Origin of the sequence: Enterococcus sp. AZ194 (assembly GCF_051713825.1) — a bacterium.
Taxonomy (GTDB): domain Bacteria; phylum Bacillota; class Bacilli; order Lactobacillales; family Enterococcaceae; genus Enterococcus_K.
Window position 1 is genome coordinate 3,509,117 of sequence record NZ_JBIOQR010000001.1, and the last position, 20,762, is coordinate 3,529,878.

The window sequence follows — 20,762 nt, forward strand, 5'->3', positions numbered from 1 at the left end:
AATCTTGAGAATCACCTAAAAATAACGTATTAATTTCAGTTGTCATTTTTTAACTCAGTCTCTTATTTCGAACAATAATTACTGTGCATTACTTTTCATGCTTGACATCTTTTGTAAAGCGCTTACTATCGTATAATTAAAAATCACTCTCAAAAGGACACTTAGGTGTTCTCTTGAGAGTGATTTTTTGAAGAATATAAAGTTATTTTAATACATCATGTATTGGTAGGTAATTTATTGGTGAGGGATGTAGCGGGGAAATTACTACGTTGTTTATTTGTAATTTTTTTGCTAGTTGCTTAGCTTCTTTTCTATAATAAACTCATTTAGCTATACTTCTAAGGTTGGAGTAATTCGTAGAACCTGTCCTTCTCTCAGTAGATATCCTTCTAATTGATTCCACTCTCTAAGTGACTGAACAGATAAGCCTACTTTTTTAGAGATGGATAACAAACTATCACCTCGTTCGACCTTGTAGCTATCTACTGGCACTGCAGAGGTTGCTGTAATCTTATAGCGCAAGTCAAGAGCCTTAAAGACTGACTCTGGAATGACTTCTGTTATTTTTTTATTTATAAGAATATCTTGTTTATAGCGTGTATCGGATTCAATTAAGGTTTGATCAATTTGACTTGGACGAACAACTGGCTCTATTTTCAAGACCTGTCCAACCATTAAGACATATCGATTCAGCTGATTTAGTTCAACAAGATCAGCGATTGAGATTTGATACTGTTCACTAATTTTTTTCAGTGATTCACCCGACTGGACTTCATGTAGAGTGTACTCCTGTTCAACATTCGCTTCAGCTTCAAACACTTTTTCATCCTCTTGCTTAGCTTCTTTTGTTATTTTTTTAGTTACCTTAGACTGCTTTTTATCCTCAGCTGCAACTTTTTCTGGCACTTGATCTGCAGGATAATCGTATTGTGCTAAATCATAGGCTTCAATTAAGCCATTTAATTTTGCCCCATAACTCGTATCCGTTGCGTATCGTCCTGTCAAATACTTCGTTGCGTCTTGATAGCTACTTGTACTGCTCTTTCTAGCACCACTGTATAAATTTCGGCTTAATAAATCCGCGTAATCCTCTAAAGACTCTTTATAAGAAGAATACTTTCTAAAATTCGCTTTTACTTTATGTAGTTTTCCTGAACCATCATCTTCAGAAGTTTCAAACCGAACTGTCTTGCCACCGTAACTACCCTTAATACCAAATAAATTATGGTTCGGTGGACTCGCTAATCCGCTATTTCCTGAGCCACTTTCCAAAATTGCTTGGGCAATCATCACAGAAGCATACAGATCACGTTCTTGGCCTAATGTTCGAGCCTGTTCGGCAATTTGATTAACAAACTGTTGTGTGGAGTAATTGGGCGAAAAAGCAATAATCGTTGGAATCTTTTCCTTTTTCTCTTCTTTTTTGTCAGAAGTTTCTGTTGACTTAGTGTCTTTTTCCTTCGAACGAGTTGTTTCCGTAGATTTCCCGCTAGACGTAGATGAAGTACTAGTACTTGGTTTCGTCGCTGCAGGTTTTGAACTAGAGCTAGTTGTAGAAGAAGCCGTTGTTGAATTTTCCGTTGGAGAGCTTGTCGTACTTGTGCTACTTTCTGACGTCTCACTTGTGTCTGAGCTCTTCTGCTCTGTGCTCTCAGTTGAGCCAGTAGACTCCTCTATAGAAGAGGAGCCTGTTTCTTGGCTTGGCTGTTTAATCGTTAAATCTACTGGCTTTTCTTGTTCATCTTGAAGGTTAAACGAGTCAGTTGAAACAGTCGTTGCTTCAACGGAGATACTTGCCGAAAAGCCCGAATAGGCCAAGACGACACTACTGACTATACCAACCTTTTTATAATCCATTTTTTATCCCCCTAAAACGTACGATTTAAATCGCTTGCTTGTTCAATTAATTTATTGAATAATTCCGCAGAATCGTCGCGTGCGCGTTCAATATTTCGTTGATATAGAAGGGCTTCTGCTTTAAGAGCACGTAATTCTTCTTGAACTTCAGATTTGATATCGTAAGCAACCACTTCGGCTTTGTTAATAATGTCTTTGGCTTTTGCCTTCGCTTCAAACATTACTTCAGCCATTTCTTCTTTGGTTAACGCATAATAATCTTCTTCTTGTTCTGGCTCTTGTAATTTCAATTGATCGATTTCATTTTCAAGAGATTGCGCATGCGCAAGTAACTCTTTATATTCTGTTGTTTCAGTTACAGCAATTACTTCATCTGGTCCATTTTGCATAGCAACTTCCAATTTAGCTAATGTTTCAGCTAATTGGTCATTACGTTGCCCCAATAATTCTATACGATGTTGTAATGTTTCATTTTCTAACTCTAATCGTTCTTTCTCAATCATTACACGAGGCGATTCAACATCGCTAATCGCAGCCTTACTTGGTGTTTCTGATGTTTGAGGTGCGCCTTCTTCTAATTTTCTCATCTCTAGTGATAGACGAATGGTTTCATTAGAAAGCTTTTCATTTTCAGTTGCTAATTTTGAAACTTCTGCCGTTACACGAGTGTTTTCAGCAATTAAAGTCTCATTAGCATCAACTAAACGATTATTTTCTGCAAGCAATGCTTCTTGCTCGCTTGTTAAACGCTCAACCTCTGCTTCAAAATCTTCTTTTTCTTTTGCGAATGCTTCTTTAAGTGCTTCAACATCTGCTGAATCAGAAGACATTTCTGCTATTTCAGAAGCTAGTTGTTCTTTTTCTGAAGCTAACTGCGCTTTTTCAGCAGTTAATTGTTCGACCATTTTTTTGTACTCTTCAAGTTCAACTGCACGCTCAGAGTAATCTGATGGAATCGCCTCTACAGAAGAAAGCTCTGTTTCCAAGTCATGAATTTTTGTTTCTAAGCTGATACGACCTCTTTGTAACTCTTGTTTATCAGAGGCCAATTTTTTATTTTCTCTTTCTAACGCTTTGTTCTTTTCTTTCAGCTCTTCTAACTCTTCATCGTCTTCATACTCATCATCTTCTTCATACTCATCATCGTCATCGTACTCATCATCATCAAATTCATCGTCATCGTACTCATCTTCTTCATCATCAAATTCGTCATCTTCTAAATCGTCAAATTCATCAAATAAAGCTTTTTTATTTTTCTTTTTGCGTTTAAAAATCCCCATAATCTCGCTCACTTTCTATTGTAATTTCAATTTAACTATTTTCCTGCAGATACCTTACGTTATTTTATAAGAATAAAATTAAATTGTTCAACTTGAACAATTAAACTAGCTAATGTATAAAAAGACCTATTTAGTAAAATGAACGACTCTCCGAAATAGTAGATAAAGTATCTAGCTTTTGGAGAGTTGTTCATTTCAAATGGTTAGTTTAAAACTTCCCCTTTTTGTGTTCACGACAGTTGGTGTTAATCCACCTAAATTTCTAAGTTAGAACACTATGTCAAAAAACGTGCCTACTACGTATTAATAGGTGTAAATATCATAGTAAGTACTTCCTACTTTTTTGATTGATAATCCGAAAGCAAGCTTCCTTCTACCAATTGATTAATTTTTGACTGCATTTCGTTATACATATTCACTACTTGTTCTTTAGAATCTTCTACTTCGATAAAGATTTTTTTCGCACGACTACCGATATTTTCCAATTCCAACTCAGCTGTACTAATCATATGCTTCGCCTCAACATGAGCTTCTTCTAACATTTGGTTCGCTTGTTTCTTCGCAGAAACCAATACCTCACCAATCTCTTGTTGTGATTCAACGACTTCTTGTTTTAACACTTCGTTTTGTTCAACTAAATCATTAATTTGGCGTTTCGCTTTCAGTAAAGCTTCCGAATCCACTTCACCTTCGTTTGATTTTTGAATTTGTACATCTTTTTCTTTCAATAAAACTTGTAATTCTTGGTTTTTAGAAGTTAGTTGACGAACTTGCTCGTTTAATTCCATCTTATCAGCTGTCAGGCGAACGATTTCATTGTTAAGGGCTTCAACTTCACCAGATAGATCAACAGTCTCTGTGGCCACTACTTCTGACGCTTGTGCTTTCAATTGCTCGTTTTCTTTTTTTAGTTCAGCAATCTCTGCTTGAGCAGACGTATCTGTATTTCCTGATTTTAATTCTTCTAACTCAGCTTTCATGTTACTTAATTCTTGTTCATGTAGCTGTTTATCTTGGATAATTTCAGCTTGAAGAATCTTAATTTGTCTTTCATATCGTTTCATATTACGTTCCATTTCTTCTGCGTCTCCTGAAGTTGTGTCTACTGTTGATGCTTTTGTTTCTTGTGACAATGATTCAATCACTTCATCAGATACTTTGTTTACCTCATCTATCAAACTCTTTTGAGAAAACCATCTTTCTTTTTTGTTATCAGCCATTACCCTTTTCCTTCCTTCATCTTACTAGTATTGTCGCGCTGTTCTCTAAAACTATCTTGATTCAATTTCCTAGAATATAAAATACTCGTATCATCATTTTTAATCGCTTTGTCTGACTCGAAACGAATCTGGTTTAACCCAGGAATTTCTTTCGCTTCTTTAACAAATTCAGTAATTCTTTCCCCTAACAACTGACTTTTTTTACTCGCCTTCGGATTACTAATTAGAAAGAGGTGCATTGTTTTGTCAGTCTCCAAAGTTACTTTAACCGTATCAACCTGAAAATACTCTTTTAAAGTATTCGCTAAGCCGAATTCTATATTTTTAATTTCACTTTGTTTTTTATTTTCAAAGACATCCTGCCACTTATAAGCGGTTAGATTCAATTCAGTCTTAGATATTTCTTTACTCTCATTGGGCTGACCTTCACCAATTGTTGCCTGAGTAGAACTATCTGTTAGCCGTGTCTGTGTTTGTGTTTTTAGCTGCTCGATTTCTTTTTTCAACAGCTGAATTTCTTTTTGAGAATCAGTTGAGGCTTTCGTCAATTGATACGTAGAAGCCGTCCCTACAACCAAACTCAAAACCAACAAAGTACTCAAAAGTAATAGATAGAACACATGCTTCTCAGTTTCTTTTTGTTTCACATAAGCGAATTTCCGTTGAAAAGCAGGTGAAAAACTCTCGACATCTTTAATTTGACTGAGCCGGCTATGAACAAGATATCGGTAACCGAGTAGGAACATTCCGCCAAGTAAAAGAAAGCTACTTATAATTATCGTCATAAACAACCCTTGCTTTCCCCCTTATGTATTTGGAACTTAAGTACTAGACTTATCCCCCAGTTCATTCTTACCCATTCACTTTATTTAAGTAATAAGATGTTCAGTAGTTCTGTCTTTTAAACTAAGAATCCCCTTCACTTACGACCGTTTAATTAATCTAGTTTTGCGCCTTTTTATTACACACAAAAAAAGCGGTCGTTTTAATACCTGGGGTTATTTTTAGTATAAAAAAAACCATTTATGAACAAAACACTGCGTTTAAAGTGTATCAAGTAGCAAAGAATTTGTCAAACCATTTTTGCGCTTTAAAAGGCAAGAACTCAGCATTTTCGCCGTTTTGCTAAAATTTTTAATCAAAACATGCAAATTTTCTTTTAATTTCTTGTGAATACTGCGTAAAATATAGGACTCCGCTCATTTTCTGTGCTTGCGCTCCTCTTCTTTTATTCGACTGATTCTTTTAAACCCAATTGTTAATAAATAACTAAATTAACCTACTTTAAAGCCTTCCAGTTGTCCTATGAAAGAAGTCTAAAGCACGAAACTAGTCTCTTGTCTTATATACTAGAGGTCTCTCAAATCTGAGCCTATACTCCTTCGTTACCTGGACCATTAGAAATAGAAAGATACCTCTCATTTCAAACCAAAATCCCCTTCTAAGCTTTCTGTCCCTTACTAAGAGCATTCTGAGTATGGTTAGACCTTCAACTCTAGCATGTCTCATGCGTAGAATTTGTTGAGAGCGGAACGCAGTCCTTCAATTCTTAAGGTGTTCTACCTTTAGAAATTGATGGGCGGAGTAAAGACCTTCAACTCTAGCATGTCCCATGCGTAGAAGTTGTTGAGAGCGGAACAACGTCCTTCAATTCTTAAGGTGTTCCACCTTTAGAGATTGATGAGATCGGAGTCTTTTTGCGCAGTGCAGATGGGGTTACTTCTATACCCACCGTTTATTCGGATAAAGAGAGGCTGGGACATAACTTTTGCGTTATGGTTCCAACCTCTCTCTTAGTGCTACACTTGTTATCATTTGCAAGCTATTCCTAGCATTGCTTTATTGAATTTTCACTTCATACCTTTGCTTCTTCATTTGATAAGAAAATGTCCTTACTTATTGAACTTATTCCTCATGTATCGGCGTCATTGTATCGCAAAATCTCCTGTTGCAAAGTTGCTCTTCAAATTACTTATTGCGCCTCCACATAGTCCACTAAACCATTGGTGATATGAACCACGATACCATCAGTAACAGTACCTGTATATTCTTTCACTGCCTGGATAACTGTAGTAGCCATCTGTGTACCCAACACTGGGATTGCTGCAACCAGAACTGCAACTGCGCCGCCGCCAGCCCAAGTAATCGCATTCATTAATCGGTTGCTCAAGTAAACATCTGGAGAGAAGAAACCACGTTCAAAGCTAATTGCTGTGATATTTTTAACTCCTTCTGGAATGGTTTGAACAACCATTTCAGTTGGTACAACAGGTGTCGCTTCTTGTTCTGCGGCAAATACGGTGACCGGTGTAACTAAAGCTAATCCTAAAACAACTGTACTTAAAGCTATGACGAATTTTCTCATGATTCTCTCCCCCTTCGGTAAAGATGAATAATTATCTCTACACTATATCTGAATATTTAGTCTAATCAAGCACATTCATTCGATGATTTTTTTATATCGCTATTGCGCTTCTACATATTCTACTAAGCCATTGGTGATATGAACCACGATACCATCAGTAACGGTACCTGTATATTCTTTAACGGCTTGGATAACTGTAGCAGCCATTTGTGTACCCAATCCTGGGATTGCTGCAACTAGAACAGCAACTGCGCCGCCTCCCGCCCAAGTAACCGCATTCATCAACCGGTTGCTTAAGTACACATCTGGAGAGAAGAAACCACGTTCGAAGCTAATTGCTGTGATATTTTTAACTCCTTCTGGAATGGTTTGAACAACCATTTCAGTCGGTACAGCCGGTGTTGTTTCTTGTTCTGCTGCAAAGACGGTGACCGGTGTGACTAAGGCAAATCCTAAAACTACTGTACTTAAAGCTACGACGAATTTTCTCATGACTCTCTCCTCCTTTAGTAAAGATGAATAATTATCTCTACACATATAATATATACCATTTACATAAAAAGTCAATAGTTTAAGCTTAAATAATCAAAAATATCACATATACCACTTATATATGACGCAACCTCTCACTCAACAAATAATACATAAAAATTAAATTGTTTGCATATTTTGAATTTATCGCTCAGCAAACTGAGCTGATCAAATAAATCAAGAAAAAAACAAATAAAGATGAAAAACTCAAAGTCGCGAGTCTCATCTTTATTTGCGCTGTTTTATTTTACTCACTAACCACTCTGAGCCCCTTTAATCGATAGGGACCTCTACTTTTAATGATACGGATAACCAGATTTTCCGTTCTTACTTTCGGAAAAGTAGCCACCTTTTTGTATCCCAGCACATTCCCTTCATATAAAAGAAGCCTCTCACCTTTTCTATCAGAGAAAATTTGATATTGCTCCACTTGTTGCCCAAGACGGATATCTTCTTGCAAAATCACCCCACTAATCTCTTGAGGTGTTGACCATTTCGCAACTATTTCAGAAAGACCTTCCTTTCCATCAGCGTAAAATCCATCGTCTTGTTGAATCAAACCGTTCAAATGAACAACAGCAGCTGAGAAACAATCATTTGTCTCTAGCTTCTTTATTTTTCTACCTAATTCGTCTAATACTTGTTGATCCACCTCTGAAATCAAGCCGTTTTTCATGGGTGGAACATTTAAAAGGAACGTCGCATTGCCACCCACAGATTTTTTATAGATGGAAAACAATGCCTCACTACTCTTCACGTGTTTATCCTCCTCAGCATGATAAAACCAGCCAGGACGAATCGATGTGTTGACCTCTGCAGGATACCAAATCAAAGGATCTTGATTTGCTTCAAGTACGGCTTGACTCCCAATATCCTCAGCATCAGAAGTAACCTCGGCTTGTCCAAATTTACCATCATCAACTGTTTGAGATTTTTCAATTGTTCTTTCTGCTAACCTTAAAGATTCCGGGACAACGCTCCATTCGTCCGTCCTCGTTTTACCAGCTTCATTACCAATCCAACGAACATCCGGTCCACAAACAGCCATTACAGCATCTGGTTGTAAGCTTCGCACACACGAGAAATATTTTTCCCAGTTGTACGTTTGGCGTTTCCCAACTTCTGCACCTGTTGCACCATCGAACCAGACCTCAAATACATCCCCGTAATTTGTCAATAATTCCGTCAGCTGTTGCGCATACAATTCATCGTAACTCGCTCCTTGACCATAAGAATCTGCATGACGATCCCACGGGGAAAGATACACACCGAACTTTAGCCCTTCTTTTTGGCAGGCCGTTGAAAATTCTCTGACAATGTCACCTTGCCCCTGTTTAAAAGGCGTATTAGCTATGGAATAGTCGGTCGTTTCAGTCGGCCACAGACAAAACCCATCATGATGTTTACAGGTCAGTATAGCGCCTTTCATTCCTGCTTTCTTTAACGTTTGAATCCATTGGCGACAGTCCAAATCAGCCGGATTAAACAGAGATAATGACTCATCGCCCAATCCCCATTCTCTATCTGTCATCGTATTCATTCCGAAATGAATGAAACCATAGAATGCTGTCTCTTGCCAAGCTATTTGACGTGTTTCTGGACGAACTGCTGACATCTCTTTTACAGTGGACACACGCTTTCACCTCTATCTACTAAAAACTAACTATTGATAATCATTCCATCGTAGGCTGTCACCATCTGATGTTTGTCCGCCAACGTTTTCATCTCTTTGTAGGTCAAACCACCATTATGTGAAAAATGGCTCACTATCTTGACTGTTTGTTCATCGCATAAAGAACACTTCTTTAACGCCTCAATCAAACGCAGGTTTTCACTTATATTCATGTGAATCCCTCCCACATAGTCCATTCCTTGACCTGTACAATCAAGAGATATCATATCTAGTTTCAACTGATGTTCTCCTAAATAATCTAGTACCTCATCAGTCGGAAAACCAGTATCATGCGTATAAAATAAGCGTTTCCCATCTCTCTCAATCACATAAATAAAACAATCTGCCTCTTGTTTTCCATGAACGGCTGGTAAAGTATGGACAGTATAGTTCCCTATGCTATATTTTTTAAAAGGAGCCAGCTCTTTAAACTCAATACGTCGTTCGTCTGTCATGCCTTCCAATTCAAATGCGCGATCAAAAAAATCATGAACAACCTTACTCCCATACACAGTTAACTTTTTCTCTAAATCATTGGCATACGTTCCCATCCGAAACGCTAAGTCTTCCGCATATAAATGATCACTGTGCCAATGCGTGATTAATAGATGTTCAATCTCATTAAAATTCAACTGAAACTCTCGCAAATGCAGATAACTATCTCCTGGAAAATCAATAAGCAAATCTCCATCATCAACCAGTGTTTGCGTCTGCGTTCTTAATTCTCTTCCGCCCTGTGCACGAGCATAATTACAAACACGACAATTACAGAAAATAGCTGGGATCCTTTCAGCAGCTGCTGTCCCTAAATATTGAAGCTTCATAATTTTATCCTCCTACCAGTAAGTTGACCAACTTTTGACCATTCGTATTAATGCCTCGAAATAAAAATAATCGCCCCAAGTTGTACACTCATCAACCCCAAGATTCCCCGGTTTTGAATAGACCCCTTGAACAAGCAGACCATTCGATTCAGGATAGTCTTTTGTCGTATAGTTAAACAAGCTAGTCAAAATATCACCTGCTGCTTGTTCGTAACGTGTTCTTCTAGTGTCTGTCAAAGGCAGTTGTTTCGCCAACTCCAACAATCCACAAACAGTGATTGAAGAAGCTGAAGTGTCTCTTTCTTCTGTTGAGCCCTCAGTAAATACGAGGTCCCAATAAGCGATTTTATCAGCTGGCAAATGGGCCAAGTAGTAGTCCGCCAAATGACTAGCCGATTCAAGTAAAGAGGCATCTCCTATGTGTGTATAACTGATAGGAAACCCATAAATTCCCCATGCTTGACCTCTCGCCCAACAGGAACCATCAGAAAAGCCTTGTGCCGTTGCCCCATATCTCGGCTGGCCGGTTTTAATATCCATATAAAAGGTATGAAACGTTGAGTAGTCTTCCCGAATAAGGTATTTCTGAGCTAGCTTAACATGATTTTCTGCGGCTGTTCGATACGTTGCATCTCCCGTTTCATCAGAAGCAAAGTACAAAAGTGGCAAATTCATATTACAATCAATAATCATCCGTCCTTGTTGTTCGGAATCAGAAACATCTCCCCACGCTTGAAAGATTTTTGCCGTTTCATCATAGCGTCTCATTAACACATCTGCTGCTCTTAGCGCCAATTCTCTAGAAGATGCAGTCTTATTTTCTCTATAATCTGCTACAGCCGATAAAGAATATAAAAAGCCAATATCATGGTGATTTAGGACAACCTCATCATCAAGACGTTGTTTAAAGACAGCTAATTGTTTCGTAATCACTTGCTGAATTCGTTCATCAAAACGATAGGATTGCGCTAAGTGTAACATCCCTATCCAAAACCCATCCGTCCAGTCCTCATTTTCTACTGCTGGATAAACATAATCAGTTGAGACTGCTTTAGGTACTTTTGTCTCAAAGGTATCTAAGTTATCTAGTATTTTGTTATACACATACTCTATCTCTTGTTCAATTCTTTCTTTTGTTAGCATGCTCAGCCTCCACTCAATCTAAAACAATTGTTTTATTTTCTGTTATTATCATCACTCGTCCATAATAATAATTGCCTTCAACTTGATAGGCACGTCTGCCATTATTAGGCTCTAAGTGTTGAATGATTACCAACATCTGCTGACCATTTTTCAAATGAATGCGCAGTGCCTCTACTACATGATTGTCTAATTTTAAATGATCTGAATAGACAGGAACTCGCTCAATTTTTTTGACGGTGTTTTGAGGACTCATCACATACGTACTAACCGAGGTTCCTTGAATCGCCCTCTTTACTATCCCGCATTTGATTGGTTGTAACGCATTATATTCAGGAGAAATAACCGTTTCTTCCACTTCCAATCGACTTGCTTCATCTAGACTAAAAAGTTCAAAATCTAACTCACTTGAATAGAAGCTTTGTCGCTTGATTTGTACATCCATCGAATGAAAATGATAAAACGTTTGAATTTCATGCGCTTTTTGACACAAATAGCTATCACTAATCACACTAAATCCCTCTGGAAAGTGAAGAAGCTTCCGATTGACATAGACCGGATCTGATAAATGAAAATACCCCAAATGCCCACCTTCAAACAGCTGAATCCCTTGTTTTTCAACTAATTTTTGATTCAGAGGCGTGGCAACTCGTTGACTACCCAAAGCATCTGTGTGTTGATGGAAATTTTGATTGTCTACAACAATTGTATTATGTGCCTTTGCCGCTTTAAAAGCCAGTCTCTTCTTACTGACTTCATAACTATAACGCCCTGAGTCAACGACTAACTCTTTTCCTTCATAGGCATACTCAAAATGCAATAAATCATCATGTCCATGACCACCACCCAATGGACCACATTTAAACAAGTGATAACTTTTGGGATTTTTGGCAATCATTATTCCCGCCTGCGGAAAATGATACGTTGCTTTTTGAATTAAAAATTGATTTGTTACATAAAACAGCCCTTTACCTAAAGAACATTTTGCAAAAAAATTAGGCGCCATCGTTTTCGTTGTGGCTTTTGTCAATAGCGCTTCTGCATACTGTAAAAGACCTGTCATCTCTTCTTTGTCACTATCACCAAAAGCTGGTTGTTGTCCATCAGGCTTAACAAACAGACTCGCTGCACCAATTAACTTTTCAGCGTATATAAGAATAGCCGCAGGAACTTCTTTATTTGCTCTTTGAGTTAGCTGAATCACTTGAAGAACACAGAGCAAAACCTCATTATGGTAGGTGAAGGACTGTTCTCTTTGCAGACCGTCTTCTTCCACCTGCAGCCTTAAAGATTCTTCCAAATAGAACAAACTAGCTTCTTGCCATTTGTGACTTTGCGGAAGATGCGTAAAGGCCTGACTTACAGCATACAAACCGGCAATCTCTATCACCTGCCAATTACTTTGCCCTCTTTCAATCGACAAGTTTTCATAAAGATATTCCGCCTGTGTCACCATCTCTTTTTCTAGTTTTGCGAAAATTGAATCAGAAAAGATTGGGACAAAGCGGTGAACTTCGAAAATTTTTAGCCAATTCACCAAACGTAAACCAACATCAATCGTCCGCCAACTAACTTTTTCCGTTTCTTTATTCAGCGGGTTATCCTTCAAAAACGCTTCTAAAAAGCGCTCTAAATAGCGTTGATAACAAGACTCATTGGTTAGTAGATAAGCCAAGGCAATATCCACTAGAAAACGCTGACGATTTAGCATATAATTCCATTCTAAATCGCCATTTGGACTCTCTCTCCAGTTGATCTCATCTATGGTCCAATACACGGGAACCTGCGTTTTTTCCATGTCCCATTCATTATCAAACAGATAACACCCTGAGACAAAACGTTGGCATCGCTTCAACAGATTGCGACACTCTTCATCATAATCTGCCCACAGCTCTGATTGAAACTGCAGCAGCTCTTCTTTGGTAGAGCAGTTAAAAAAGCCTTTAAATTTATCAGCCATTTTTATTACTCCACTATCGGTGTATCAACAAAGGTTACCTCTTCGATCAAAACACCCTCAGTTTCAAAAACAATCAGTTCATTGTGCCCTTTTTTCCAGAAATAATCTGGCACATACAATGACTTCACAGGCCCTTCTTGCCAGTAACGTCCAATATTCTGCCCGTTAACAAAAACAACTCCTTTACCGAACTTACAACAATCTAAAAAGGTATCTTTTGGCTCAGCTAAATCAATACTCACTTTATAGAAACTTGGAGTAGCCTCATCAGCTGATTTTGAGAAATCAATTTTGGCTAGCTGTTCCGCAGAAAAATCTAACGCATAATGTCTCCAGTCTGATAGATAATGAATGTCCTCCATCACACCACTTCGAATACCTTTTCTCTGTGAATCAGCAACTAACTTAGGACCATAATTATTTCTGCCCATATTCTCAACCAAAAGACTCAATTCGTTGGTTTCTTGTGTTAGCTCAACCGTGAGATTTTCACCCAAGCTTTCTTGATATTGTGTTGCTACAAACGCCTGGTTGATAAAAAACTGGACACGATCTAGGGCATCCACCACTTTTAACTTAGGAATTACACGTTTTTCTAATAACTGACTCCGATAGACCGTATAGCCGTAGTTTTGTCCGATTTTTTCCATTGGTAATGTGTAGTCATTTAAAACAGGACAACTAATCTCGTCCAAAACCGAAAATAATCCGGCACTTTCTTGTACTGGATAAGTCCCTAACGAACTGACTTTGGGATAAACGGGTTCTGCAATCACTGCAGCAGGAACTTCTTCTTTGATCACTTTTTGAATAGCAAAATATTTTTCAGTCGGTGCGCCCCACTCCGTTAAAGGTGCATCATAGTCATAGGAGGTAATTTGCGGCTCGTTTGTATCTCCTGCATCTGAACAACCATTATAGAAGCCAAAATTAGTCCCTCCTTGGAACATATAAAAATTAATACTGCCCTTTTCCAGCACCTTTCTGACTTCTTCCGCGGTCTCTACAGGGTCTCTTTTAATGATGGGCTTTTGCCATGAGTTAAACCAACCATCCCAAAATTCCATGCACATATAAGGCTCAACCAGCTGATTTTTTTCTTGATAGCTCTTTAACCATTTGAAATTTTCATCCGCATCAGAACCAAAATTGGCTGTCGCTAAAATCCCTTCTTCTGGTAATGTCCCCGCATCTAAAACTTCTTTCCAGCCACCATCAGAGGTGAAGAGGGGCACGTCCAAATATTTTCGAAGCTCATCTACTAAGAATTTCAGATAATGTTTATCTTCACCATAAGAACCGTACTCGTTTTCTACTTGAACCATTAAGAGATTGCCACCCTGAGTGAATTGATACGGAACTAATTTGGGTAAAAGCCTTGCGTAATAATCCGAAACAGCTTGTAGATACGCTGGATGCTGGCTACGAATTCTCATTTCATCTGCTGCTAACAGCCACGCAGGCAAACCGCCAAAGTCCCATTCTGCGCAGATGTACGGACTAGGACGAACAATGATAAACAACCCTAATTTTTCTGCCAGTTCAATAAATTTCGTTAAATCAGCTATTCCTGAAAAGTTAAATTGGCCTTTTTGTGGTTCATGCAAATTCCAAGGAACATAGGTCTCCACACAGTTACAACCCATAGCTTTCAAATTATAGAGCGTATGTTCCCAATGTGTTGGCGGTATTCTAAAATAATGAACCGCGCCTGAAATAATTTTTACTTCTTGACCATCTATATAAAATTCTTCTTTTATTTCAAACTTCATCCTGCCGTTCCTCCTAAAGTCAGTTTATTTAATAGCTGAATCTAACCCATTTGACTTGAATTTCGATTGTAAAAACATGTAAATCAAAACAATCGGAATGACCGAAGTTGCTAAAATTGCCATCAGCGCACCATAATTTAATGGGTCATAATTATTTTGAGTCATATTTTGAATCACTAATGGGACTGTATATTTTTTGGAATCCGAAAGTACAATTAACGGAATCAAATAAGAATTCCAATACCCCATAAAAGTCAGTAACGCCGTTGTAATAATACTAGGTGTTAGCACCGGAACAGCAATTTTCCAGAAAATCGTCCATTCACTCGCGCCATCGATTCTAGAAGCTTCCATCAGTTCATTAGGAAATTGCTGCGCGTATTGTCTCATCATAAAAACAGATGTAGTTGAAGCAACACTTGGAATAATAACCCCTGCAAACGTATTGGTTAAACCTAATTTACTTAAGATGTAGAAGGTCGGGATGAGTGTAGCAAACCCTGGAATCATTCGCGAAACCATAACTAAGTTAAAAATCAGCTTACTTCCTTTAAAACGATACTTAGCCATCACATATCCTGCCAACGTCGTGATAAAAGTCGATACGGCCGTTCCAACTAAGGTAATGATAGCCGAGTTGATTAATACTCGAATGTAATCATATTTCTCTTGGACTTCCTTGATATTCTTTAAAAAATGAGGGCCAATGGTGAAATTTATTTTTTCTCCTAAAATCACATCATTAGATTGCGTCGAAGCAATTAACATGTACACGTAAGGTAATGCAAAAACCACTAAACCAATCAATAATACAAAGTAGATAAGTACAGGACTTAATTTACGCTTCATTATTTTTTCCTCCCACAATAAATTGAATGATTGATAAAACTGCTGCAATAATCACCATTGTCCAAGCAATTGCAGAAGCTTTCCCAAAGTCGACCATTTCAAAACTTGTTTTATACAAGTTCACGCCAACTGTGACGGCTGAAGACTCTGGTCCAAATCCATTCTTAAATAGAATATTAGGAACTTCAAAAGCGCCTAAGCCATTAATTGTTGATAAAATCATCCCCATCAACACGACAGGCTTTAATAACGGAATCGTAATTTTAAAGAATTTTTGAATACTATTTGCACCATCGATATCCGCACTCTCGTAAATTTCTGAAGAGATATTTTGTAAGCCCGCTAAAAACAAAACCGTGTAGTAACCGACATTTAGCCAAACTGAAATAATAATGATTGAAACTCTTGCCCAGAACGGATCTGTCAACCAAGGAACTGGCGACATTCCTACAGCCGTCAAAACTGAGTTAAACAACCCAGTGGGATTATAAAAGGTTAAAAAGACGGATGATACAGCCACGATTGACGTAATCGCGGGTAAATAATAAACCGTTCGGAAGAAACCTCTTCCTTTAATTGTTGGTATATTTAATAAAACCGCAAAGATTAGTGCTAAAAATATTGTAATTGGTATAGAAAAAATCATAAAAATGAATACGTTAAAATAAGATTTAAAAAATAATGGATCTTTGAAAATAGCCACGAAATTATCTAAGCCAATAAAGTCAATCGATGTAGAGACACCAGAAAAGCTAAACCCCAACGACATAACGGCTGGTATAAGTAGTGTGATAATAAACAATGCTAAAAATGGAACTAGCATAATATAGGCTGAACGTGAATAATTCGTAATCCCTTTTTTCTTCTTTGGTGATTCCATAGTTATACCCCTTTTCCGTTTGAAATAGGCTAGGAAAGTGTCCCTACACTATCCTAGCCCGTAATTGTCTACTCGTTTACTTTTACATTATATTTTGAAGCAAAATCATCGGCTTGTTTCTTTAAAGCATCTTCTACAGAAACACCGTTATTCTTAATCTCATAGCTTGCAGCTTCAATATAATTATCTAAGTCAGCTGAGTAAGGGAACGCATATCCTTCAACACTGTTTTTGCTAATTTCATCTAAAGTAACCAAGATTTTTTGATTGCCATAATATGGAAACTCTTTTTGAGCAGCTTCACTTTCATAAGCTTTCGTATTCGCTGGTAGTCCACTTAATTCCATGTAAGAATCTAAAGCTTCTTTATCGGTCAAAGCAAACGTAATAAATTGTAATGCAGCTAACGCGTTATCAGATTTTTTCGGCACATAATAACTTGAACCACCACTCATAGGAGCAAAGTTTTCATCTGGATTGACAGCTGGAATTGCGCCAATTCGCCAGTTACCTTTATCATCAGGGTAATCCCCTTCTTGATAAGAAGCTAACCAACCACCTGCAAAAATAGTGCCACAGTCTTGACCGATTACTGTATAGTCTTTGGAATTTCCATAAGCAACCAGATCTTCATCTTGAAGTTTTTGGATAATTTCATACGATTTTTTTACTGCATCGTTTAAAAGATTCAAATTCCCTTCTTTATCAAACAAAGAAACACCTTGTTGTTCTGTCAAATATTTAACTAAATCTAGCTCACCAGTATCTCTCATGAACAATAATTTCTTACCCGTTTTTTCTTTCAACTTCTTGCCAGCATCAATTAACTCGTCCCAAGTTTTTACAGTCGTCATATCAACTCCTGCTTCTTTAAAAGCTGCCTCATTATAAAACATTGAAGCATTTCCCCAGTCATTCGGGAAACCATAGACTTTTTTCGATGGGGCAATGTTTTCTAACATGTTCATTTTTGCTTTGTAGAAGTCTTTTCCGTAATCTTTTACAAACCCAAAATCTTCTGATGAGTAAAACAAGTCTTCAAACTTCTCGAACACTGAACCTGCGTTACTGTCTTGTAAAAAGATTAAATCTGGCATTTTTTCATTAGCCACTAATTTAGGTGTAACCTTTTGAACCATCGGAATAGCCGGTGCAACATCAACGGGTTTTAACTCTAATTCAGTGTTGTACTTTTTGTTATAGAGTTCAATGGATTTTTGCAAATAGTCTGTATTCTTTCCTTTTGGCATATACACTTCGATACTTGCCTTTTCGACACGTTCTTCTTTTGCAAGATCTTTTGCTGAATCTGCAGATTTTGAAGCGCCTTTAGAATCGCCGCCTCCACAAGCCGCCAAACTAGCTATCAGCAACAATCCTAACGCACTACCTAACATTTTTTTCAGTTTCATAATATCCCCTCCATAGTTGTAAACGCTTTATTCATTTCATAGAATACACGCTTCTAAATACAAAGTCAATAAGTTTAGTGAACTTTTTTAAAAATTTACTGAACTTTTTGTACAAAAAAAGAATATGTCTGTCATAGACATATCCTTTTTCATACTATTAGAGGACTTTCTCACCTGTTACGCTATTTTTTTAGACTTATGTTTGACAGCAAACACCTACTTCTTAGTTCCCTGTACTTCCTCGTAAGCTTAATTCAGTGGCAATAATTAGTTTTTTCGCAACGGTTCTTTCCGTTTCCAGTTTTTCTAACAGTAATTCTACACTGGCCTCACCCATTAATTCTGTATGTATTCGAACGGAGCTTAACGTAGGAAAGACATATTTGGCGATACTCGAATCATTAAAACCAATTAGAGAAACCTCCTCAGGCACGGATATCCCTTCTTCTTGAAGCGCACGTAACGCACCTACTGCAAGAGGGTCATTAGCCATAAGAAAGGCTGTTGGGCGCTTATCCCCTAGTGTATGAATCGCTTCTTTCATCATCTCATAACCACTTTCAACATCAAAGTTTCCTTGAAAAACATTCTCTGGCACATATAGTCCTTTTAACGTAGCATATTTCTCAAACGAAGTCGTCCGTTTATCTTTACCAATTGGATGACTAGACAAGGTCTTCCCATAATCTAAGCCACCAATGAAGCCTATATTCTCATGTCCTGTGTCACAAAAAAAGTCCACAACACTACTGACAGCTTGATCAAAATCCAAAGAAACAGAGTCATATTTGGCTGATAAAATATCCATGCCAACAAAGACCAAATTATCTGTAAAATCAATTAACGTTTGCTGTTGCTCTGGCGAACACTCGCCTATAGAAATGATGCCTATAATATCCTCATCAAAAGAGAACTCATCATTGCGAAAATATCGGACAATCTCATACCCCTCATCCAAAATTTTCTTTTCGGCACTCATTCTCAATGAAAGATAGTAGACATCATCTAGCTCATCTTTTTCTGTCATCCACTGAACTATTGCGACTTTCCCCTTCTCAATGACCCGATTTCGTTTGTACTTTGTATACTCTAATTTTTCTGCTGCCTCAAATATTCTCTTTTTTGTTTCGTCACTAACCGATAATGCCTTATCAAAATTCAAGACCCTAGAAACAGTCGTTTTTGATACGCCTGCCAAGTCTGCTATATCTTTAATTGTCGCCATTTAGACACCTCTTTTTCATTCTTTGATTGCTGTTCCTTTTTTTAATAAAAAATCCAAACTATATGAATTTACTAAACTAAATAAAATACCTATCACTACTGATTTTACCCCATAAGTGAAAAATCCTAAAGCTAGTACAGCAAAATTTATGTAACGAATTCCACGAGCAACACTAAATTCAGGATATTTTTTGTTGACCGCTAACGCAATAACATCCATCCCAACCGTAGATGCATTTGCAGAGATACAACAATAATAGCCCACTGCAATAAACAGACTAGCACAAAGAAAATCAACTACGATATTCATTTGAAAGCTAACGTCTATAAGATAAAATAGGGCAAAAAACAGATTGTAACAGATACTACTGATAATCGATTTAAAGAAATTTCCTTTCCCTAAAAATACCAGACAAAACAATAACAGCAACAGTGTGAGTAAAGAAGTGAGATAGAAGATTGGGATCCCTGTTACTTTCTCTATAATCATCGCCATGCTTGTTACACCGCCATTTATTATTCCATTAGGCTTCATCCACTTTGCATAAGCAAACCCCAACAAAATATTTCCAAAGACTATTTTCACAATCGCTTTAGCTTCTACCATAAATCTCCCATTCTCTTGGGCTGGTTGCACCTTCTTCATTTTGTCATCTCCTGATATGAAACTATTTTCCCTTTAATATAGTAAAATATAGCACTAATCAGCTATAACAATCAATAGTTTAGTGAACATTCAGTAAATTTTTAAGTCTTATCCAATGAAAATGTTCCGCTAGCGTCTGATCGGTTACTACTCACGGCTCAGTTAAATGCTCCTGCATAAGTGGGACTGGCAGCTAGCGCTTGTCTGTAAGTTAAATGTAAAAAACTACTTCGTGAGGAAGCAGACAAACAAAGAATAGCCTGATTTCTACCAGAAATTGGAGAAACCAAGCTATTTGTGTTGTCTTGCGAATATCTGTATTATAGAAACTAATTTATTAGGTACTTACTTTATATATGCATAAGATTTCGTAATAGAAATTTTGATACATATTATAATGCGTATCCATTTCTAAGGTTTTAAAAATGTTAAAAACATTCATAACCATTTGTCGTCCGTATTCATTCTGTTTAAAAATAATGTCCACTATTCCTGTAAAATACTCCAACAGTAGTCGTTCATATACTAGTTCTTCTTCAAGTGGCTGACTCTTCATAACCTTTAAAAGTCTGTTAGCTTCACCAATGCGATGATTCAATAGATATACAGTCATAAGATTTCCAAGCATCTGAAACGACTCACTGATATTCGAGCGAATACTATGATATTTCTTCAAATTTTTAACAGCCTTTGGGAGCACAGTTTCTATAAAAGCTAAATCAAATGCAAACATACAGTTATTAAATAATCCAATTTCATAGTGAGTCCAACTGTCAACTTTCATTAGATAGTCATGTATAATATCAATTGAATTGGTATTAGGCACTTACCTTTTATAACGTTGTGCTACATGATTGCTATTTTCCTAGATTCTTTTTTATATATGAGAATTATTATAACAGGGAATATTCATATTATACAAATGCTCATAATGTTTGCTTGGACTTTATGTGTCTATTCGTTACTACTCATGGCTCAATTAAATGATCCTGCACAACTAGGACTAACAGCTAAGGCTCACTAGTTCATTCCACTATCTTAATGTGGCATTCAAATCTCCAAATACCAAAATTTTATTATCATTACCAAATGTGTGCCTATATCTGTAACAATAAAAGTATTGTTAATGC

Annotated in this window: 17 protein-coding genes; all 17 read right to left on the reverse strand. The window is 37.2% G+C overall.

Going from position 1 to position 20,762, the window contains the following annotated elements; genetic code table 11:
• Positions 1–330: 330 nt before the first annotated feature.
• The gene (locus IGI37_RS16360) at positions 331–1,857 is read right to left on the reverse strand and encodes a glucosaminidase domain-containing protein (RefSeq protein WP_438763128.1); all 1,527 of its coding nucleotides are present in this window, start codon (positions 1,855–1,857) and stop codon (positions 331–333) included.
• 11 nt (positions 1,858–1,868) lie between these two features.
• Positions 1,869–3,137, reverse strand: coding sequence for a hypothetical protein (locus IGI37_RS16365; protein ID WP_438763129.1), 1,269 nt, complete (start codon positions 3,135–3,137; stop codon positions 1,869–1,871).
• A gap of 335 nt (positions 3,138–3,472) precedes the next feature.
• Positions 3,473–4,357 (reverse strand): hypothetical protein, encoded by an 885-nt coding sequence (locus IGI37_RS16370; RefSeq protein ID WP_438763130.1) that lies wholly within the window; start codon positions 4,355–4,357, stop codon positions 3,473–3,475.
• Positions 4,357–5,142 (reverse strand): hypothetical protein, encoded by a 786-nt coding sequence (locus IGI37_RS16375; protein ID WP_438763131.1) that lies wholly within the window; start codon positions 5,140–5,142, stop codon positions 4,357–4,359. The genes IGI37_RS16370 and IGI37_RS16375 overlap by 1 nt, the downstream gene beginning before the upstream one ends.
• A gap of 1,187 nt (positions 5,143–6,329) precedes the next feature.
• Positions 6,330–6,722: a hypothetical protein gene (locus IGI37_RS16380; protein ID WP_438763132.1), complete on the reverse strand. Its 393-nt coding sequence runs from the start codon at positions 6,720–6,722 to the stop codon at positions 6,330–6,332.
• Positions 6,723–6,821: 99 nt separating this feature from the next.
• Positions 6,822–7,214: a hypothetical protein gene (locus IGI37_RS16385; protein ID WP_438763133.1), complete on the reverse strand. Its 393-nt coding sequence runs from the start codon at positions 7,212–7,214 to the stop codon at positions 6,822–6,824.
• A 286-nt stretch (positions 7,215–7,500) separates the two neighbouring features.
• A complete protein-coding gene (locus tag IGI37_RS16390; protein ID WP_438763134.1) occupies positions 7,501–8,886 on the reverse strand; it encodes an alpha-L-fucosidase in 1,386 nt (461 codons plus the stop codon).
• A gap of 26 nt (positions 8,887–8,912) precedes the next feature.
• The gene (locus tag IGI37_RS16395; RefSeq protein WP_438763135.1) at positions 8,913–9,749 is read right to left on the reverse strand and encodes an MBL fold metallo-hydrolase; all 837 of its coding nucleotides are present in this window, start codon (positions 9,747–9,749) and stop codon (positions 8,913–8,915) included.
• A gap of 12 nt (positions 9,750–9,761) precedes the next feature.
• Positions 9,762–10,892 carry a glycoside hydrolase family 88 protein gene (locus IGI37_RS16400; RefSeq protein WP_438763136.1) on the reverse strand — a complete coding sequence of 377 codons (1,131 nt, stop codon included), beginning with the start codon at positions 10,890–10,892 and terminating at the stop codon, positions 9,762–9,764.
• 13 nt (positions 10,893–10,905) lie between these two features.
• A complete protein-coding gene (locus IGI37_RS16405) occupies positions 10,906–12,849 on the reverse strand; it encodes an alginate lyase family protein (RefSeq protein WP_438763137.1) in 1,944 nt (647 codons plus the stop codon).
• Between the two features lie 5 nt (positions 12,850–12,854).
• Positions 12,855–14,621, reverse strand: a complete 1,767-nt coding sequence (locus IGI37_RS16410) for a glycoside hydrolase family 35 protein (RefSeq protein WP_438763138.1) — start codon at positions 14,619–14,621, stop codon at positions 12,855–12,857.
• A gap of 24 nt (positions 14,622–14,645) precedes the next feature.
• Entirely contained in the window at positions 14,646–15,470 is an 825-nt protein-coding gene (locus IGI37_RS16415; protein ID WP_438763140.1) for a carbohydrate ABC transporter permease, read from the reverse strand.
• Positions 15,460–16,350, reverse strand: a complete 891-nt coding sequence (locus IGI37_RS16420; RefSeq protein ID WP_438763141.1) for a carbohydrate ABC transporter permease — start codon at positions 16,348–16,350, stop codon at positions 15,460–15,462. The genes IGI37_RS16415 and IGI37_RS16420 overlap by 11 nt, the downstream gene beginning before the upstream one ends.
• 68 nt (positions 16,351–16,418) lie before the next feature.
• Positions 16,419–17,762 carry an ABC transporter substrate-binding protein gene (locus IGI37_RS16425; protein WP_438763142.1) on the reverse strand — a complete coding sequence of 448 codons (1,344 nt, stop codon included), beginning with the start codon at positions 17,760–17,762 and terminating at the stop codon, positions 16,419–16,421.
• Between the two features lie 223 nt (positions 17,763–17,985).
• The gene (locus IGI37_RS16430) at positions 17,986–18,987 is read right to left on the reverse strand and encodes a LacI family DNA-binding transcriptional regulator (protein ID WP_438763144.1); all 1,002 of its coding nucleotides are present in this window, start codon (positions 18,985–18,987) and stop codon (positions 17,986–17,988) included.
• Between the two features lie 15 nt (positions 18,988–19,002).
• Positions 19,003–19,632: a YitT family protein gene (locus tag IGI37_RS16435; protein WP_438763145.1), complete on the reverse strand. Its 630-nt coding sequence runs from the start codon at positions 19,630–19,632 to the stop codon at positions 19,003–19,005.
• A 337-nt stretch (positions 19,633–19,969) separates the two neighbouring features.
• A complete protein-coding gene (locus tag IGI37_RS16440; RefSeq protein WP_438763146.1) occupies positions 19,970–20,458 on the reverse strand; it encodes a hypothetical protein in 489 nt (162 codons plus the stop codon).
• Between the last annotated feature and the right edge of the window lie 304 nt (positions 20,459–20,762).

What these genes read in the sequence shown, in the direction of transcription:
- IGI37_RS16360 (WP_438763128.1), bottom strand. Translation starts at nt 1,857, where the DNA reads ATGGATTATAAAAAGGTTGGTATAGTCAGTAGTGTCGTCTTGGCCTAT.
- IGI37_RS16365 (WP_438763129.1), bottom strand. Translation starts at nt 3,137, where the DNA reads ATGGGGATTTTTAAACGCAAAAAGAAAAATAAAAAAGCTTTATTTGAT.
- IGI37_RS16370 (WP_438763130.1), bottom strand. Translation starts at nt 4,357, where the DNA reads ATGGCTGATAACAAAAAAGAAAGATGGTTTTCTCAAAAGAGTTTGATA.
- IGI37_RS16375 (WP_438763131.1), bottom strand. Translation starts at nt 5,142, where the DNA reads ATGACGATAATTATAAGTAGCTTTCTTTTACTTGGCGGAATGTTCCTA.
- IGI37_RS16380 (WP_438763132.1), bottom strand. Translation starts at nt 6,722, where the DNA reads ATGAGAAAATTCGTCATAGCTTTAAGTACAGTTGTTTTAGGATTAGCT.
- IGI37_RS16385 (WP_438763133.1), bottom strand. Translation starts at nt 7,214, where the DNA reads ATGAGAAAATTCGTCGTAGCTTTAAGTACAGTAGTTTTAGGATTTGCC.
- IGI37_RS16395 (WP_438763135.1), bottom strand. Translation starts at nt 9,749, where the DNA reads ATGAAGCTTCAATATTTAGGGACAGCAGCTGCTGAAAGGATCCCAGCT.
- IGI37_RS16400 (WP_438763136.1), bottom strand. Translation starts at nt 10,892, where the DNA reads ATGCTAACAAAAGAAAGAATTGAACAAGAGATAGAGTATGTGTATAAC.
- IGI37_RS16405 (WP_438763137.1), bottom strand. Translation starts at nt 12,849, where the DNA reads ATGGCTGATAAATTTAAAGGCTTTTTTAACTGCTCTACCAAAGAAGAG.
- IGI37_RS16410 (WP_438763138.1), bottom strand. Translation starts at nt 14,621, where the DNA reads ATGAAGTTTGAAATAAAAGAAGAATTTTATATAGATGGTCAAGAAGTA.
- IGI37_RS16415 (WP_438763140.1), bottom strand. Translation starts at nt 15,470, where the DNA reads ATGAAGCGTAAATTAAGTCCTGTACTTATCTACTTTGTATTATTGATT.
- IGI37_RS16420 (WP_438763141.1), bottom strand. Translation starts at nt 16,350, where the DNA reads ATGGAATCACCAAAGAAGAAAAAAGGGATTACGAATTATTCACGTTCA.
- IGI37_RS16425 (WP_438763142.1), bottom strand. Translation starts at nt 17,762, where the DNA reads ATGAAACTGAAAAAAATGTTAGGTAGTGCGTTAGGATTGTTGCTGATA.
- IGI37_RS16430 (WP_438763144.1), bottom strand. Translation starts at nt 18,987, where the DNA reads ATGGCGACAATTAAAGATATAGCAGACTTGGCAGGCGTATCAAAAACG.
- IGI37_RS16435 (WP_438763145.1), bottom strand. Translation starts at nt 19,632, where the DNA reads ATGAAGAAGGTGCAACCAGCCCAAGAGAATGGGAGATTTATGGTAGAA.